17 protein-coding genes and 1 riboswitch are annotated in these 15,984 nt (G+C 48.0%); of the genes, 3 read left to right on the forward strand and 14 right to left on the reverse strand.

Going from position 1 to position 15,984, the window contains the following annotated elements:
• Window positions 1-4 precede the first annotated feature (4 nt).
• Genes SHEWPOL2_RS00815 through SHEWPOL2_RS00830 form a run of 4 tightly spaced genes read right to left on the reverse strand, consistent with a single transcriptional unit; the run spans window position 5 to window position 3,276 of the window.
• The gene (locus tag SHEWPOL2_RS00815) at window positions 5-691 is read right to left on the reverse strand and encodes a TIGR01621 family pseudouridine synthase (protein ID WP_037425055.1); all 687 of its coding nucleotides are present in this window, start codon (window positions 689-691) and stop codon (window positions 5-7) included.
• Window positions 692-723: 32 nt separating this feature from the next.
• The gene (locus tag SHEWPOL2_RS00820) at window positions 724-1,980 is read right to left on the reverse strand and encodes a HAMP domain-containing histidine kinase (RefSeq protein ID WP_023265978.1); all 1,257 of its coding nucleotides are present in this window, start codon (window positions 1,978-1,980) and stop codon (window positions 724-726) included.
• Between the two features lie 49 nt (window positions 1,981-2,029).
• Complete coding sequence (locus SHEWPOL2_RS00825) at window positions 2,030-2,707, reverse strand: response regulator transcription factor (protein ID WP_011621087.1); 678 nt, start codon at window positions 2,705-2,707, stop codon at window positions 2,030-2,032.
• Window positions 2,708-2,754: 47 nt separating this feature from the next.
• Window positions 2,755-3,276 carry a hypothetical protein gene (locus SHEWPOL2_RS00830; protein WP_011715517.1) on the reverse strand — a complete coding sequence of 174 codons (522 nt, stop codon included), beginning with the start codon at window positions 3,274-3,276 and terminating at the stop codon, window positions 2,755-2,757.
• A gap of 410 nt (window positions 3,277-3,686) precedes the next feature.
• On the opposite strand from SHEWPOL2_RS00830, the gene SHEWPOL2_RS22625 reads away from it, so the two are divergent.
• Complete coding sequence (locus SHEWPOL2_RS22625) at window positions 3,687-3,848, forward strand: hypothetical protein (protein ID WP_037425058.1); 162 nt, start codon at window positions 3,687-3,689, stop codon at window positions 3,846-3,848.
• Between the two features lies 1 nt (window position 3,849).
• On the opposite strand, the gene SHEWPOL2_RS00840 is transcribed toward SHEWPOL2_RS22625, so the two are convergent.
• From SHEWPOL2_RS00840 to moaA, 7 genes are all read right to left on the reverse strand, one after another.
• Complete coding sequence (locus SHEWPOL2_RS00840; protein WP_037425060.1) at window positions 3,850-4,953, reverse strand: ABC transporter ATP-binding protein; 1,104 nt, start codon at window positions 4,951-4,953, stop codon at window positions 3,850-3,852.
• Window positions 4,934-5,614, reverse strand: coding sequence for a molybdate ABC transporter permease subunit (gene modB, locus SHEWPOL2_RS00845; protein ID WP_037423148.1), 681 nt, complete (start codon window positions 5,612-5,614; stop codon window positions 4,934-4,936). Before modB ends, SHEWPOL2_RS00840 begins: the two co-directional genes overlap by 20 nt.
• A gap of 8 nt (window positions 5,615-5,622) precedes the next feature.
• On the reverse strand, window positions 5,623-6,426 hold the full coding sequence (gene modA, locus SHEWPOL2_RS00850; RefSeq protein WP_037425062.1) for a molybdate ABC transporter substrate-binding protein: 804 nt from the start codon (window positions 6,424-6,426) through the stop codon (window positions 5,623-5,625).
• Window positions 6,427-6,465: 39 nt separating this feature from the next.
• Window positions 6,466-6,933, reverse strand: a complete 468-nt coding sequence (moaE, locus tag SHEWPOL2_RS00855) for a molybdopterin synthase catalytic subunit MoaE (protein WP_023265973.1) — start codon at window positions 6,931-6,933, stop codon at window positions 6,466-6,468.
• A gap of 1 nt (window position 6,934) precedes the next feature.
• Entirely contained in the window at window positions 6,935-7,186 is a 252-nt protein-coding gene (gene moaD / locus SHEWPOL2_RS00860; RefSeq protein ID WP_011621081.1) for a molybdopterin synthase sulfur carrier subunit, read from the reverse strand.
• Between the two features lie 19 nt (window positions 7,187-7,205).
• Window positions 7,206-7,685, reverse strand: coding sequence for a cyclic pyranopterin monophosphate synthase MoaC (gene moaC / locus SHEWPOL2_RS00865; RefSeq protein WP_037425066.1), 480 nt, complete (start codon window positions 7,683-7,685; stop codon window positions 7,206-7,208).
• 113 nt (window positions 7,686-7,798) lie between these two features.
• Window positions 7,799-8,779: a GTP 3',8-cyclase MoaA gene (gene moaA, locus SHEWPOL2_RS00870; protein ID WP_037425068.1), complete on the reverse strand. Its 981-nt coding sequence runs from the start codon at window positions 8,777-8,779 to the stop codon at window positions 7,799-7,801.
• Window positions 8,767-8,900, reverse strand: a riboswitch (molybdenum cofactor riboswitch). Its footprint overlaps the gene before it by 13 nt.
• Window positions 8,901-9,152: 252 nt before the next feature.
• Between moaA and SHEWPOL2_RS00875 the strand changes: the two genes are divergently transcribed.
• Both SHEWPOL2_RS00875 and SHEWPOL2_RS00880 read left to right on the forward strand, forming a co-directional pair.
• Complete coding sequence (locus SHEWPOL2_RS00875) at window positions 9,153-10,802, forward strand: electron transfer flavoprotein-ubiquinone oxidoreductase (RefSeq protein ID WP_037425071.1); 1,650 nt, start codon at window positions 9,153-9,155, stop codon at window positions 10,800-10,802.
• 303 nt (window positions 10,803-11,105) lie between these two features.
• Entirely contained in the window at window positions 11,106-13,022 is a 1,917-nt protein-coding gene (locus SHEWPOL2_RS00880; protein WP_037425074.1) for a methyl-accepting chemotaxis protein, read from the forward strand.
• Window positions 13,023-13,109: 87 nt separating this feature from the next.
• On the opposite strand, the gene SHEWPOL2_RS00885 is transcribed toward SHEWPOL2_RS00880, so the two are convergent.
• The 3 genes from SHEWPOL2_RS00885 to SHEWPOL2_RS00895 form a co-directional block, all read right to left on the reverse strand.
• Window positions 13,110-13,466 (reverse strand): DUF4870 domain-containing protein, encoded by a 357-nt coding sequence (locus tag SHEWPOL2_RS00885; RefSeq protein WP_037423127.1) that lies wholly within the window; start codon window positions 13,464-13,466, stop codon window positions 13,110-13,112.
• 40 nt (window positions 13,467-13,506) lie between these two features.
• Window positions 13,507-14,199 (reverse strand): MOSC domain-containing protein, encoded by a 693-nt coding sequence (locus tag SHEWPOL2_RS00890; RefSeq protein ID WP_037425077.1) that lies wholly within the window; start codon window positions 14,197-14,199, stop codon window positions 13,507-13,509.
• Between the two features lie 94 nt (window positions 14,200-14,293).
• On the reverse strand, window positions 14,294-15,751 hold the full coding sequence (locus tag SHEWPOL2_RS00895; protein ID WP_037425080.1) for a sensor domain-containing diguanylate cyclase: 1,458 nt from the start codon (window positions 15,749-15,751) through the stop codon (window positions 14,294-14,296).
• Window positions 15,752-15,984: the final 233 nt, after the last annotated feature.

The following is a 15,984-nucleotide window of genomic DNA, read 5'->3' on the forward strand; positions in this document are numbered from 1 at the left end:
ACACCTATCGTTCAGGCCACTCTAAAGTCTCTGGTGCTTGCCAAAATGTTAGCGCCTCACTGACAGCCTCAGTTAAAAAGAGCTCGCCCTGCTCAGGCATATCAAGATACGCATAATCCTGCCAACTGCCATCTCCATGTTGATAACGAAAATGCAGGCAATAGGCGTGCAGATAACAGCGGTCGGCGACATCGGAGCCATAGAGGGCATCGCCCAAGATTGGCACACCAAGGCTAGCAAGCGCGACCCGTAACTGATGGGTTTTCCCCGAGTGGGGTTTGAGTAAATACAACCGTAGCCCATCGCCAACACTGACGGAAAAGAATTGGGTAATCGCTGGATTTTCTTTGGTTCGCAGTAACTTAAACATACTGCGGCGGGATTTAGCCATATCGCCAATCACCCAGCCTTGCTTCTTTTTCGGCTTACCTTTGGCGAGGGCGAGATAGTATTTCTGTACTCGATGGGCGCTAAACAGCTCAGTCAACTGCCGCGCCGCCGCCGGATGTTTGGTTAACAGTAACAGCCCTGAGGTCGGGGTATCGAGCCGATGCACGGCAAAGAGTTTTATCCCTAAATCCTGCTCCAACTGTGCAACGACACCCGCAGTGCCATCTTGGCTGTGAAAATGCACATTCGGCGATTTAGAAATAACAAGAAAATCAGCCTCATTGGCTATGATTCGGTACATGGGGTTCCTAACACTGTCACGCGGATATTGGCCTAAAACTGGATAGTAACCACAAGGCCGGGATGATTATCCGAAAGAGTAATTTGCGCATTGTGCCGCGACAGAATCGCTTTGACCATAGATAATCCTAAACCTGTACCCTGCAAATGGCGGCTTGGGTCGAGGCGAACTAAACGTTCAAATACTCTTTCTTTGCTGTCATCGGGGATCCCAGGGCCGTTATCGCAAATCTTAATTTGGGCGCCGGATTGAATAATATCGATGCGAGCGCCTTGGCCTGAGTACTTCATCGCATTGTCGACCAAGTTATATAAGGCTTGGAACAACAAATACTTGTCACCATGAATCTTATGATCCGATAACAGCGACAGACTCAAGGTTTGCTCATTCGACTCGGCGACCGCGTCGGCCATGTCCAACAAATCGGTACATAGCTGCGCCAAACTCAGCTCCTGCAAGTCTAAGGTTTGCTGCCCTTCCTCGATGCGTGTCAGCGAGAGCATAGCATCGAAGGTCGCAAGACAGTGGTCGAGCTCTTCGGTCAAAATCGCGCAACCTTCGCTGATTTCATCGGGGGATTTGGCCGCCAACTCCTCAAGACCAATGCGAATATGCGATAGAGGCGTGCGCAAGTCGTGGGCAATATTATCTGTCACCCCGCGCACCGCCATCAGGTTATTCTCAAGAATATCCAATACGTTATTAAACTGCAGCGCCAACATATCGAACTCGTCCTGACGCCAACTGAGCGGCAGACGGGTGTCGTAATGCCCCCGCTCAATTTGCTCACTCAAGCGGTTGTACTGCACTAAGCGGCGCAAAATCGCCTTAGAAAACAAATAGCCCAGCGCCAAGGTTAACACTATGGTCAACATCACAGCCGTGGCCGCCGCACTGATAAACTTATCGATCAAGGTGGCTAAGTTATCGGTACGGGTCGCGATGAGCACAGGGCCATAGCGGGTCATCACTAACCCGCCGGTGAGGATATGCAGCTTATCAGGGCCGCCAGTTAAAATCGGGAAATCCCGTGTTTGTGGCAGCATGGGCATGCCTTCAGGCATAAAGCTTAAGGCACCAACCATGTCATAACTGTTGCGCCAGGCGATGAGCGCCGTCTGCGGATCGGCGGCACGAATTTGCGCCGCAAAACTACGACGGTCGACAGTAAGAGCAAGCTGTTGATAGCGTTGGGTTTCTGACTCGAGATACTGAGTCACTTGGTACTGCTGTTCGATAATGAGCTGCCGATAAAGGGCAAACAGCAAAGCGCCTATGATCACAGTCACTAAGGTCGAGAAGATAATAGTAATGCGCCAGGCGCTGCTTTGGTAAGGCTTAATGCCTTTGGCGTAAGCGATAACCCGCTCCCCTTACGGTTTCAATCAATTCACCGTGGCCTAACTCTTCAAACTTGCGACGTAACTTGGCGATATGCACGTCGATCACATTGGTGCGGGGATCGAAGTGATAATCCCACACCGCTTCGAATAATAGCGTGCGGCTAATCACCTGATTGGCGTGTTCCATCAGATACTTAAGCAGTTGGAATTCTTTGGGTTGCAGCATTAAATCGTGCCCATCTAAGGTCACATTGCGGGTAAGCAGCTCCATTTTTAAGCCACCGACTACCAGATCTGTGGTAATTGGCACGGATTGGCCCCGTTGCATCAGTTTTTCGGCCCGCACCAGCAGCTCCGAAAAGGCAAAGGGCTTAGTCATGTAATCATCGCCGCCCGCACGCAGGCCTTTCACCCTTTCATCCACATGGGCCAACGCAGACAGGATAAGCACTGGGGTTTGGTTACCCGTGGCTCTGAGGGCGGCCAGCAGTTTCAAACCATCGAGTTGAGGCAACATGCGATCGAGAATCAATAGGTCGTACTGACCACTGGTGGCTTGCAGCAGGCCTTGATGACCATCGCTGGCGGTCTCAATATTATGCCCCTGCTCAAGAAATCCTTTGACGATGTAGTCGATCGTTGTCGCATCATCTTCAACTAAAAGTATTTTCATCTTTATACTACGCTCCCCTGTCTTCACTTAGTGGCGATATCTGTATTCTAATCCCACTTAAGTAAAGGTAGTTGCCGTAAATTTTCAATATCGAATGCCAATTTATACTTACCAGTATCATCCAGCAACTTTAACTCTAAGTAGCTGATACCTAAGTCATGATCTAACTTCGCATCGGTCAAAAAGGCCTTATGGTCCTTAGTCGCCATCGCGATAATGCCGGAGAAGGTTTGATGCTTAGTGCTGATAAGGCGTGCGGCTTCCACTTCGCCAACATCGTCGGCAGTGACTTTACCCGCTTTTTGTTTCAATAACTTACCATCTCGCGCCCGGTATTCGAAACGGGTAATCGCATTCGCCAGCGGATTAATCAACTCAAATTGGTAGACTAATTCGCCTTCCTGCATTTCCATTTCAAACTCGGCAATCACGCCAGGAAAATCCTTCTCAATTTGCTGCATCACGCTTAACGGCGGCAGATATTCACCGCTCGAAAGCATCGAATACATGCTCTGGGCTGCGGTGGCAATCCCAGATACCAACATGAATCCTAGCAACCATAGTCTCATGGTTCCTCCATAAAAATCGGCTAAGTTTGTATCTTATGAGACAAACAGTTAGATGTCGATGGCGTACCAAAGCTACCATAATCTCTATCACTGTTTGTCTATGACGGCGCCTAGTTCATCACCCATGTGGATTGCTCAATCCGATTGATTCAGGCTCTGCCAACACTGACGAATGTATTCAGTTTACCTAATACCTACTGAAACACCGATGGAAACAAGATTAAGCTTTGATCATCTGGGGATTTTGAAGTATGACATTTACCGTAAAAACCCATCATTTAGCCATTTAAAATCACACTAATTGAATTTCAGCTGGTATTTTAGCGCATCTGTGTCGTCAAAAAGTACGATTGGCAATGCAATCCCGTTGTTCTAGAGTCAACTAAACGGCCATTTAAATCGGAGTGCATATGAAACCAATTACACGCTGGATTAGCTTAAGTTTGCTACTGCTTGGAGCATTAAGCGCCTACGCCTATGGCAGCGCCACAAGCGCTGTGACGTTTATCATCTTAGGTATGCTTTTTGAAGGAACATTTTGGATGGGATTACTCGGTAAAAAACGTCATTAATCTACTCTAAAATATGAATTTGCTCAGATTTGAGCGCAACCGTGGTTTGCATCCCCTTGGTTAGGCCAAGCTTCTGTGCGAGATGAAATGACACTTCCGTATTAAGCTGTAGTTTAGTCCCGGTAGCATAACAGACTACCCGCACTGACTCGCCCATCACAAGTAAAGAGTCGATTGTCACATCTAACTTATTAAAACTACGGCATAAACGTCCATTTGAAATGGCGTTAAATCGAATACCCTGATTGGGGATGACCCAGCGAACTTTACTGCCAACACTGCGGTCTTTGCCAAAATCACTGGCGATTAGCTGCTCACCAAATTTGAGCCAAGTAATGTCCTTAGTGCTGTCTTGAAACACCACTTCGCCATCGAAAATATTCCTTAAGCCCATCTGCCGCGCAACGGCCTCGTTACGTGGCCGCGATAACACCTCAAACGGCGCGCCCTGCTGTAACATCTGGCCTTGGCTAATCAAGATCATCGAATCGGCCAGCAGCAGTGCTTCGTTTAAATCGTGGGTCACCATAATCACGGGGCAAAGCAGTTGCTCTTTGAGTCGCGCAAGTTCGAGATACAAACGCTCGCGGGTTTCTCTGTCCACCGCCGAAAATGGCTCATCGAGCAGTAGCACTGAAGGTTCACGGGCAAGGGCGCGAGCAAGCGCAACCCGTTGCCGCTGACCTCCAGAGAGGTGCATAGGCAGTCTATCGGGCAAACCATGTAAATTAACCCGTTCTAACCAATCCTTCGCCCTAGCAACTCGCTCCGACTTGGGAATATGGTCAAGCCCTGCAACCACGTTCTCGAGCGCGGTAAGATTGGGAAATAAGCCAAAATGCTGTGGCATATAGCCAATATGGCGCTGCTGCGGCGTTAGCGCGGTGCGGCTTTTATTGTCGAACCATGGCGTTTCACCAAACACAATACTGCCCGTGTCGGGATGATTAAGCCCTGCGATCATCCGCAGTAACGTCGTCTTACCGCCGCCCGAAGGCCCTACGACCGCTAACACCTCACCCGCCTTGCAGCTAAATTCGGCACTCAGTTTTATATGCTTATGGTTTTGGATCTGGCAATGCAGATCAGCGATGATTTGCGCCACCCTGACCTCCTAAACGCCGCGATAAACTGGTGGTGAGAGCCAATGCGGTAATCGCAAATAACAACAATACCAATGACATAGTACCTGCTGCGCCAAAATCGAAGGCCTGCACGCTGTCATAAATGGAGATCGATATCGTCTTGGTCTCGCCGGCAATATTCCCGCCCATCATCAGCACCACCCCAAACTCACCCAGCACATGGGAGAAACACAGCACTATGGCGGTCAACACCCCCGGCCAGACCATAGGCAATTCAATTTTGAGTAGAATTTTAAGTTTGCTCATGCCGCAACAAGCCGCAGCATCGCGCACATCGTGGGGAACCGCCTCAAAGGCACGTTGTATCGGTTGCAACGCAAAGGGAATATTCACCAGCACGGATGCCAGCACTAACCCCGAGAAATGAAACACTAACTGCTGTCCAGTTAGGCGCTCTAACCATTGCCCTAACCAGCTTTGGCTGCCAAGCCCCACCAACAAGTAATAACCAATCACAGTCGGCGGTAAGACTAGGGGCACCATGATGAGCGCCTCAACCCAAGACTTACCGATAAACTGCCGATAAGCCAAGGCGCGCCCAGCAAGAATCGATAGGGGGATCAGCACCAAGACTGTGATGCTACTGAGTTTGACCGATAACCAAAGCGCCTGCCAATCCATTGAAGACCTTACTGAGCGGGTAGACCAAATCCGTATTGCAGGAATACGGCTCTGGCGGCATCAGATTGAAGATATTGATAAAAACGCTCCGCAGTTACCCCCGCTTTAGGCGTTAGCACCATACGCTGATAAAGTGGGCCGTGAAGATCTTCGGGTAAAGCAATTGCTTGGCCTAATGCTTTAAACTGGGGCGCTAAGGCAAGCGATAACGGAATAATACCGCCTTGAGTGGAGCCACTCACGGCAAATTGCGCCGCTTGGGAGGCATTTTCACCTAGGATTAGCTTGGTTTGTAGACCATCCCACAAGCCTAGTTTTTGCAACAGTTCACGGGCGCGTTCGCCATAGGGCGCATGCTCAGGGTTAGCAATCGCAAAGCGCTCCAACTTACCCGCGGCGAGTAGGGCTTTTACGCCGTTAAGTTCAGTATCCAAGATTAAAGGGGACTTGTTTGGGGCGACTAAGGCTAGGCGACCCACTGCGTATTGCACGCCTTCATCGCGGGTAAAGCCCGCTTTTTGCAGCTCATGGATATAACGCTCATCGGCACTAAGCAACATTTCAAATGGCGCCCCATGTTGAATTTGCGCGACAAAATTACCCGATGAGCCGTAGGAGACTCGCACCTTGAGCCCAGTTTCGGCGCTGAAGTTTTTAACAATATCATCGAGGGCAAACTTGATATTGGCGGCGGCCGCAATCGCAGGCACAGTCTCGGCGCGGCTAACGGCAGGCATCAAAGCGACACAGCACGACAATGCTAGAGAAAATACTAGACTCCAGATTTTGCCTAACCCTGTCACACCATGCATAAACTCACCTCTCTCGCCTACTGCTAACTCAGTCTTACGTTAGTCTTTGTGTTGCCACAATTGCGCCGCTTGCTCATCGGCGTCCTTGGCCTCGACCCAATTCTTACCCTTGTCCCCGGCTTCTAATTTCCAGAAAGGGGCTTTGGTTTTCAAAAAGTCGATTAAGAATTCGCAGGCTGCAAACGCCGCCTTGCGATGGGCACTGGTGACGCCGATAAACACAATTTGCTCACCCAGCGCCATAGTACCGACACGGTGGATAACAGTGACTTTATTGAGCGGCCAACGCTCACGCGCCTCGGCAACGATTTGCTCAAGAACACGCTCCGTCATACCCGGATAGTGCTCTAAAGTCAGGTCAGTCACCACTGAGCCATCGTTAAAGTCGCGCACCTTGCCCACAAAGGTGACAACGGCGCCATCGCTATTGTCTTGGGCTAATTGGTGGTACTCATCGGCCACATTAAAATCGACGGTTTGCACCCGCACATTTGGCAGTAAACGCATATCAACCTCCTGTCACAGGCGGGAAGAAGGCGACTTCATCACCATCGCTCACTCGAGTATCCCACTGGCTGATGGTTTGATTCACCGCCACCAGTAATTTATCCGAGGCTAACACTTTGGCCCATTTATCGTCGGTGGCCGCCAGTGTTGCGCGTAATCCTTCTGCGGTTTGTGTCTGCTCGCTCGCTTCAACACTCAGTTGGGCAGTTCCTAAAAGCTCACGAACTTGGGCAAAAAACAACACGTTAATCATATTCTTATCTCGCTTTACGTTATTCAGCTTTAAAGTGTCCCGACTTGCCGCCGCGTTTTTCGAGCAGGCGCACCTGTGAAATCACCATGTTTTTCTGCACGGCTTTGCACATGTCATAAATCGTCAGCGCTGCAACAGAGGCCGCCGTGAGCGCCTCCATTTCGACACCGGTCTTGCCGGATAATTTACACAGGCTAGTGATGCGCACACGATTGTGCTCAGGCTGAGCCTCAAGTTCGACTTCGACCTTGGTGAGCATTAATGGATGGCAGAGAGGGATTAAATCCGAGGTCTTTTTCGCCGCTTGGATCCCCGCGATACGGGCAGTGGCAAACACATCACCTTTGTGATGACTACCGCTCATAATCATCTCAAGAGTCGTGCTTGCCATTTCGATAAAGGCTTCGGCACGGGCCTCACGCTCGGTCACGGCTTTTTCGGTCACATCGACCATGTGGGCATTGCCGTCGGCATTAATATGGGTAAATACATTGCTCATTGAAGCGATCCTTTAAACTGCTGCTAAATTCAAGCATATTGGAAATTGAGCGCAATCGCGAAACCTAACTAAATGAAAGATAACGCGATAAGCAGACTAAAACCTACGTTAGATTAACCGCCAATCGAGGCCAAATGCTGAGTTACGCCAGTAATGCCCTGATGCAGATAATGGGTTTCTTTCTTCTGTGCCAGTTGACCGTGTAACCGCTCGATTAATTCCGCTTGCTGACTCGGGTGTTGCAGTAGATCACGCAAATCAATGCCGGACTCGGTAAACAGGCACAAGTGCAACTTACCTTTGGCCGAGACCCGCAAGCGATTACAGCTCGCACAGAAGTTAGTAGCGTAGGGCATGATCAAGCCGATACGGCCCTTAAAGTCACTGTGGCTGAAGTTTTGCGCAGGGCCATCGTCGGCACGGGGTGTATCCAATTGCCAGCCGTTGGCAAGCAACTGAGCTTTAATATCGGCACCCGCTAAGTGGTGGGCTTGGAAATACTCGCGGCCAAGGCCGGTTTCCATTAACTCAATAAAACGCAGATCGATGGGCGTGTGCTTAATCCAATTCAAAAAGCGCGGTAAATCTTTATCGTTCATGCCTTTGAGCAATACCGCATTGACTTTTACGCGCTCAAAGCCCGCGGATAATGCAGCATCGATACCACGCATCACCTCGTCGAACTTATTCTCGCCGGTGATCTGGTAAAACATCTTGGGATCTAAGCTATCCACCGACACATTGATGCGGCGCAGACCAGCATCGAACCACTCTTGGGCATGCTTCTCGAGCCTATACCCATTAGTGGTAGTGGCTACAGTATGAATACGCGGATTATCAGCGACCACTCGAATAATATCGGTAAAATCTTTACGCAGCGTGGGTTCGCCGCCTGTGATACGGATTTTTTGAGTACCAACGAGGCTAAATGCGGACACCAAGTTTTCTATCTCACTGAGAGATAAAAACTGTTGCTTGCCATTCGGATGATAACCATCGGGGAGGCAATAGCTGCATTTGAAGTTACAAACGTCAGTGACTGACATCCGTAAGTAATGAAATTTACGACCAAAATTGTCTTGTAATTGAGACATGATCACCTTTCCAAGTGTGGGAGGCGAGTGCATTTCTTTACTCACCCCAGTGGCCTTATTGCCACGGCTACACCACCATATCTGTTGACTTAGGTAGGCAAGCTCGGAGAACCGTCAGCCGTGATTATAAGCCGAAAGTATTGGCTAGCTATACCCCTAAACAGGTATTTCTTGATCCGCTTCAACTGAGCGTGAACAATCTGTGACAGTGCTCACCCAAAGATTTGTCATTCTTTAGGCTAAACAGCCTGCTTAGCCCCTGTGCCCTGCGGTGATTTTGAGGTAAGGTGGACATTAGTAATAAAACGCCCGTTTACAAACAAACTACAACACCCAATATAAATTGGGGATAAGCGAAGGAAAAGGTGAACTGATGGAACGCGAATCAATGGAATTCGATGTTGTTATCGTCGGCGCTGGCCCAGCTGGCTTGGCGACTGCGTGTCGATTAATGCAGATATCAAAGGATTCAGGTAAAGAAATTACCGTTTGCGTGGTAGAAAAAGGCTCCGAAGTGGGCGCGCATATTCTATCAGGCGCCGTATTCGAACCAAGGGTATTAGACGAGCTATTCAGCGACTGGCGTGATAAAGGCGCCCCCGTCACCACCGCCGTGACCCACGATGAAATCTATCTACTCAACTCCGCTACCGACAGCAAACTCATGCCCAATGCATTTGTGCCGAAAACCATGCACAACGAAGGCAACTATATTGTCAGCGTAGGTAATCTCTGTCGCTGGCTCGCGACCCGTGCTGAAGAACTCGGCGTAGAAATTTTCCCCGGCTTTGCCGCCAGCGAATTACTCTTCAATGAAGATAACAGCGTGAAGGGTATCCTGATTGGCGATATGGGCGTCGGCACCGATGGCCAACCCAAAGACAGCTTTATGCCCGGCATGGAGCTTCACGCCAAATATACCGTGTTCTCAGAAGGCTGCCGTGGTCACTTAGGCAAACAGCTGATCGCGAAATACCACTTAGATAATGGTAAAACACCACAACATTACGGCCTAGGCTTTAAAGAAATCTGGAAAGTGCCCGCCGAACAACACGAACAAGGTAAAGTGGTGCACACAGGTGGTTGGCCATTAACCGATGGCGCCTCGGGTGGTGGCTTCCTCTATCATATGGAAGACAACCAAATTGCCGTGGGTCTGATTATCGACCTCAATTACAAAAACCCCCATTTAAGTCCATTCGATGAGTTTCAGCGTTATAAGACTCACCCAGTCATCGCCAAATACTTAACTGGCGGCGAGCGTTTGAGCTATGGTGCACGTGCTATCACTAAAGGTGGCCTGAACTCACTGCCAAAGATGAGTTTCCCCGGCGGTTTGCTGATTGGTTGCGATGCGGGCACTTTAAACTTTGCCAAGATCAAAGGCACGCATACCGCCATGAAGAGCGGCATTGTCGCGGCTGAAACCTTAGCCAAGGCAATGATGGCCGAGGTCGAAGGCGGTAAAGATCTGGATTGTTTCCAAACCCATCTGGAAGAAAGCTGGTTACACGAAGAGCTATATAAGTCGCGCAACTTTGGCCCGGCAATGCATAAGTTTGGCACTTTCCTTGGCGGTGCATTTAACTACATAGATCAAAACTGGTTCGGTGGTAAGTTCCCGATCACCCTGCGTGATGAACACCCAGACTATGCACAAATGGCCCCAGTAAGCGCCTACAACAAGATTGATTACCCCAAACCCGATGGCAAACTCAGCTTCGATAAGCTCTCTTCAGTCTACCTTTCGAGCACCTATCATGAGGAAGACCAGCCTTGCCATCTACGCTTAAAAGACAACAGCATTCCGCTCGGGATAAACCTGACGCAATTTAACGAGCCCGCCCAGCGTTACTGCCCTGCTGGCGTGTACGAAATTGTTGAAGAAGCGGGTCAACCGAAGTTTGTTATCAATGCGCAAAACTGCATCCATTGCAAAACCTGTGACATTAAAGATCCTAGCCAAAATATTACTTGGGTGACGCCCGAGGGCGGCGGCGGTCCAAACTACCCGAATATGTAATCTCCACGGAAGAAGGCGCTCATTGAGCGCCTTCTTTTTACTTGCCTTACCCCTACATTTTGGCCACAATTGCACCATAAAAATCACATGCTTCAAATCAGCAACTCATTTCCATCTATACTCTACACAACAAGATCTACCGCAAGAGCAACAGGTTAGGCCAAATAAATGTCTTGTACGCTGTTTTATTCGGCATTAGACCAAAACTAAGGTTAACTTTTAACATTTCTGTCCGATACTAAGTCATTGGTAGAAAACGTCGACCGATATTTCTAAACGTATAACACAGGCATATTGATATTTATGATATTTAATAACCTTACTATTAAGCAGAAAATTCTGCTGACAGTGGCATTTGCAGTGCTGCTATCAACCATTCTGGTGGGCGTGCTCAGCCAACGCAGTGCTAAAAATGTGGTTCAGCAACGTATGCTCGGGTCAGAAATGCCCAGCCTAATGATGCAGATCCGCAACAAGATTGAGCTGGATATTTCGAGCTTAATGAATGCCGCCGAACAACTCGCCAGCAGCCGTATGTTACTGCAATGGCTTGAAAATGGCCGTCCACCGGAGCAAGAACCCCAAGTCGTTGCCCAATTAAAGGACATCACCCGCCAATATCATTTGGCCCAAGCCTCCTATGCCGATAGACAAACCGCCGCCTATTATACTCAGGACGGTTTTTTACGCGTACTCACGCCCGCCCAAGATGGGTGGTTTTTTAGTTATCGTGATAGCGGCCAAGAGCGGATGTTAAACGTATTTACCGAAGCCAATGGTGAGGTAAAACTCTTTATAAACTATCAACAACCTAACGGTCGCGGACTTGTTGGTCTCGCCAAATCCCTCGATGATATGGTGCGACTCCTCGACTCTTTTAAAATTGAAAAAACCGGGTTTGTCTACTTAGTCGATGCCAAAGGCGAGGTAAAACTACATCCAGACGCCAGCCAAATTGGCAAGAGCAGCCTCAAGAGTTTGTACTCGGGCGCCAACATAAGTTCATTACTCAATCGTAGTGATTTCAATCTTATTAATACCGACATCCAAGGTGAAAACACCTTTGTTGCCAGCAGTTATATTCCGTCGATGGATTGGTATTTGGTTGCCCAAGTACCTGAAGCCGAAGTCTTCGCCCTGCTGACAGATGCCGCCTATCAGATCCTAATTTGGACCGTAATCATTGCCGCGGGCTTTATCATGCTCGCCATTGTGGTAGCAGGCTCCGTGAGTCGCCCTATCGCCCAAGTCGCAGCAATGTTCCATGATATCGGCGAAGGTGAGGGTGATTTACGCCAACGCTTACCTGTAAATGGTGAAGATGAAATTGCCCAACTTGCCCAAGGATTTAATAGCTTTATCAGCAAAATCCAAGATTCCGTGATTGAGGTAGCACAGACCAGTGAACAACTCGGCCTCTCGGCGAAAGATGTATCTAATCAAGCGCAGCAAACCCTTGAAGATAGTCATGAACAAAAAGACCGCACTATGATGGTGGTAACGGCCATCAATGAGATGGGGGCAACCGTAAATGAAATCGCCAGTAATGCAGCCCAAGCCGCTGTCGCCGCGAAAGATGCCGATACAGAATCCAATAGCGGCCAAGTGGTGGTAACGCGTGCCCGTGACACTATCAATCAGCTCTCCCATGATGTGGAACAAGTAGGTGAAGTGATTGAATCCCTCGCGACTCATACCAAATCTATCGGTGGCATCCTCGATGTGATCCGTGCTATTTCGGAGCAAACCAATCTATTAGCCCTCAACGCCGCGATTGAAGCTGCACGCGCAGGTGAAGCGGGACGTGGCTTTGCCGTAGTAGCAGATGAAGTCCGTAATCTGGCATCACGTACCGCAGCCTCTACTAACGAAGTTCAAGGTATGATCGACAAGTTGCAATCTGAAGCAAGCCGCGCAGTTAATGCCATGGCACAGAGCCGTGCTCGCTCACACGAAGGTGTAACAGCGGTTGATGAGGCTAGCCAGTCTTTGGTTGGCATTAGCGATCGTATTGGTCTTATCAGTGATATGAACATTCAAGTCGCGGCGGCAACAGAAGAACAATCAACAGTGGTCGAAGATATTAACCGTAACGTGACCGAAATTAACGACATTACCCAACGCACCGCGAGCACAGCCCAAGCTGCGGCGCAGGCCAGTTTAGCGTTAAATCAACTAGCCCACCGCTTGGATACCTTGGTAGCTAAGTTTAAAGTGTAATTGTCAAACACAAAGATATTGATATAGAAACAAAAACGCCTTAGTGGATCTTCCTAAGGCGTTTTTATTACACAACTTAAAAGGCGATTAGTTATCGGAGAGAAACTTGATCGTCAGTGGATAGCGATAAACCTGCCCTTCACTGGCCTTAACTATGCCTAGGATAGTACAGACTAAGTCCAAAATGCCGAGGATGATAAGCAAGATAAATCCAATGCCTACAAACGCTAATATCCCACTGATGATCACGTAGATTAGTAGGCTTAGCTTAAAGTTCAGACAGCTGCGCCCACATTGGTCGACAAAAGCCGACTCTTCACGCTTCATGAGCCACAAAATGAGCGGACCAAGGATGGAGCCTAATGGTACTAAATACCCGATTAAACTAGAGGCATACACCAGTAAACCAAAATCTTTCTCGCTCTTCGTCACTGACTCTATCATGACACTTTCCCTGTATTATTGTTTGAAATAAAAAAAGTTATTAGCTCTTTGGGCCATACAAACGCATTTGCCAATCTTCGACTTGCTGCGTTGCTAAGCGGCGCTGTAGGCTATTCACCCAGCTTTGTGCCAGCCCTTCACAGGAGGCGAGTCTATCATAGGCTTTAGCGTTATATTGAGGAGAAAAATACAGCGCCATCGCCTCGGCAACGCTGATATCAGTTTTACGCTCGACTAATTCTATCTTGTCGCTTAACTGAATCACACCTGGGATTAATACTCTGTAAAACCAACCGCATAACTGACTCTGCTGCATGGCAAGGGCAAAGTCTCTATGGCCAAATTGCAGGTTCAATTTAAAGCAAGGTGAGCGCGGCTGAGTCACTTGCACTGTGACGGCACCGATTTGCAGGATATCGCCGATATTGACCTCGGTTTCATTTAAGCCAACCGTGCTGATATTTTCACCCATGCTCGGTGCATCTTCGAGTTGGGTGATTAAATCCCAACGACGGTATTGACCATAATGCTCACGGGGAAAATGATGCAATACTCGGTCAAGTCCGCCATGATGTTTAGGATCAGCCTGTGCATCGCCTTCCACATGGTCGACATTTACCACTAACTGCTGCGCCGATTTTTTACCGTCAATGCCAGTTGAAATGCCGCTAATTTCTTGCAGGCTCGCCCCTAAATACAAACCCGATAATCTGTTTACCAATAAGGTCGACATTGGTTACTCCCATCATTGTCACCACACGGGGCCAAATAAAAACGCTAAGTATTACATACTCTAAACAAATAGAGCGTGCTCTAAAATCTGGGTATCACTGATTTAACACGACTTGATTACGGCCAGCTTCTTTCGCTTGATATAAAGCTAAATCGGCTCGTTTTATTAAATCCTCTGCCGGTTCAAGCTTTTGATATTCTGCAACACCAATACTGACTGTGATAGCAATATGTACTCCATTGACCTTCAACTCGCGCTGAGAAATCGAATCACGGAAACGTTCCGCCAACTCTGCCGCATGGCTTAAATCCATCTCTGGCAATAACACCAAAAACTCTTCCCCACCCCAACGGCAAAGTATATCTTGCTGTTTTAGCTGGCTACGTAGCAGGTTAGTGACCGTTTTGAGCACTAAATCACCAATACTATGACCATAGCTATCATTCACTTTTTTAAAGTGGTCGATATCGACAAGGAGAACTGAAATAGGAGTTTGCGACAAATTAGCTTTGTCTAATGCCTGATGGAAATACTCTTCAAAGACTTGTCGATTAGCTGCACCAGTGAGTTTGTCAGTTGATGCCATAACCTCAAGTTTGCGCTGATAGCGCCCTAAGGTCATGTTTGAAATAAACAAAATACCTATGGTCACGACCAAACTTAGGGCTAAGTTCCCCCAAAAGGTATTAAGCAGTTCTTGTTCTTGCGGAGCATCTTCTTGCTCAACAATTAAATACCACTTGAACTCAGGCACTAATCGACTGTTTAAGTAGACCGTTTTACCGTTGCGCTGATAGCTAAATGCGGCGCTTGGGCTAGTTAAAATGCGCGTTGATAGTTGCTCCAAGCCAGTGCTGGCTTGCAGTGAATTAGCGCCATCATATTCATCACCATGGAGAGTGACATTCCCCTGTCTATCGGTGAAAAAAACCCGACGGTTATAACGCTTTTGATAGAGTTCAATCAGCGCCTTGACCTTTTCAACTGCAAGGCCAACGCCAGTAACCCCCATAAACTTACCTTCAAAATCAAAAACTTTATAGTTAACAAATACGGTTGTTTTAGTGCGATCAGCGGTATCAGCATCGATATTAATTTCATAATGTTCTGATTCTGGTAACGAACGGACACGAAAATACCAAGCATCATTAGACTCAATATCTTGGATTTTCTTTAACACCCCCGATGAGTGGTAGTAGTTGCGACTCTGTTCTGAAACAAAAAAACTGGTGACAGTATCGTACTTATCCTGGATTTCTTTCAGATAACGGATCAGCTTTTCAGGCTCTTGCTCATGGTTTAATGTCCAATCACGCACAAAGGTATCCTGTGCCATAAGGGAGGAAATAAAAATCGGACGTAGTAGATCTTGTTGAATTTCTGAATAAATATTATCGCTTGTTAAAGGTAAAGTATTACTTTCAATTTGCTGACTCAAAGAGTCATGGGCCACTTTATAGCTAATACCACTGGTCACTAAAAAGGCAACTAGCAACAACACAGAAAGTAGCCAAATAAACTTCTTTTTATCATTCCAAACGTGATTGCCCATTTCCAACTCCAACAGCAGTAGGCTTATTATTTTGTAGTAGCGTGGTGAGTTACCTAAATGTTAACGCAATCCCTCAATGACCGCACAATATTTCCGCTATATGAATGTTCTTCGACGAAATAACATTATTCGAGGTAAAAAAATGCCCCGTTGGGGAAACGAGGCAAACAAGCGAACCAACAAAATGGGAGAAAAGCGCAAGCAAACGTTAAAGGACAAGAGCTCTCCGTCAC

Source organism: Shewanella sp. POL2 (assembly GCF_000282755.1).
Taxonomy (GTDB): Bacteria; Pseudomonadota; Gammaproteobacteria; order Enterobacterales; family Shewanellaceae; genus Shewanella; species Shewanella xiamenensis.

Coding starts and splice junctions, on each gene's coding strand:
- SHEWPOL2_RS00815 (WP_037425055.1), bottom strand. CDS start 691: ATGTACCGAATCATAGCCAATGAGGCTGATTTTCTTGTTATTTCTAAA.
- SHEWPOL2_RS00825 (WP_011621087.1), bottom strand. CDS start 2,707: ATGAAAATACTTTTAGTTGAAGATGATGCGACAACGATCGACTACATC.
- SHEWPOL2_RS00830 (WP_011715517.1), bottom strand. CDS start 3,276: ATGAGACTATGGTTGCTAGGATTCATGTTGGTATCTGGGATTGCCACC.
- SHEWPOL2_RS22625 (WP_037425058.1), top strand. CDS start 3,687: ATGAAACCAATTACACGCTGGATTAGCTTAAGTTTGCTACTGCTTGGA.
- modB (WP_037423148.1), bottom strand. CDS start 5,614: ATGGATTGGCAGGCGCTTTGGTTATCGGTCAAACTCAGTAGCATCACA.
- modA (WP_037425062.1), bottom strand. CDS start 6,426: ATGCATGGTGTGACAGGGTTAGGCAAAATCTGGAGTCTAGTATTTTCT.
- moaE (WP_023265973.1), bottom strand. CDS start 6,933: ATGCGTTTACTGCCAAATGTGCGGGTGCAAACCGTCGATTTTAATGTG.
- moaD (WP_011621081.1), bottom strand. CDS start 7,186: ATGATTAACGTGTTGTTTTTTGCCCAAGTTCGTGAGCTTTTAGGAACT.
- moaC (WP_037425066.1), bottom strand. CDS start 7,685: ATGAGCAATGTATTTACCCATATTAATGCCGACGGCAATGCCCACATG.
- moaA (WP_037425068.1), bottom strand. CDS start 8,779: ATGTCTCAATTACAAGACAATTTTGGTCGTAAATTTCATTACTTACGG.
- SHEWPOL2_RS00875 (WP_037425071.1), top strand. CDS start 9,153: ATGGAACGCGAATCAATGGAATTCGATGTTGTTATCGTCGGCGCTGGC.
- SHEWPOL2_RS00880 (WP_037425074.1), top strand. CDS start 11,106: ATGATATTTAATAACCTTACTATTAAGCAGAAAATTCTGCTGACAGTG.
- SHEWPOL2_RS00885 (WP_037423127.1), bottom strand. CDS start 13,466: ATGATAGAGTCAGTGACGAAGAGCGAGAAAGATTTTGGTTTACTGGTG.
- SHEWPOL2_RS00890 (WP_037425077.1), bottom strand. CDS start 14,199: ATGTCGACCTTATTGGTAAACAGATTATCGGGTTTGTATTTAGGGGCG.
- SHEWPOL2_RS00895 (WP_037425080.1), bottom strand. CDS start 15,751: ATGGGCAATCACGTTTGGAATGATAAAAAGAAGTTTATTTGGCTACTT.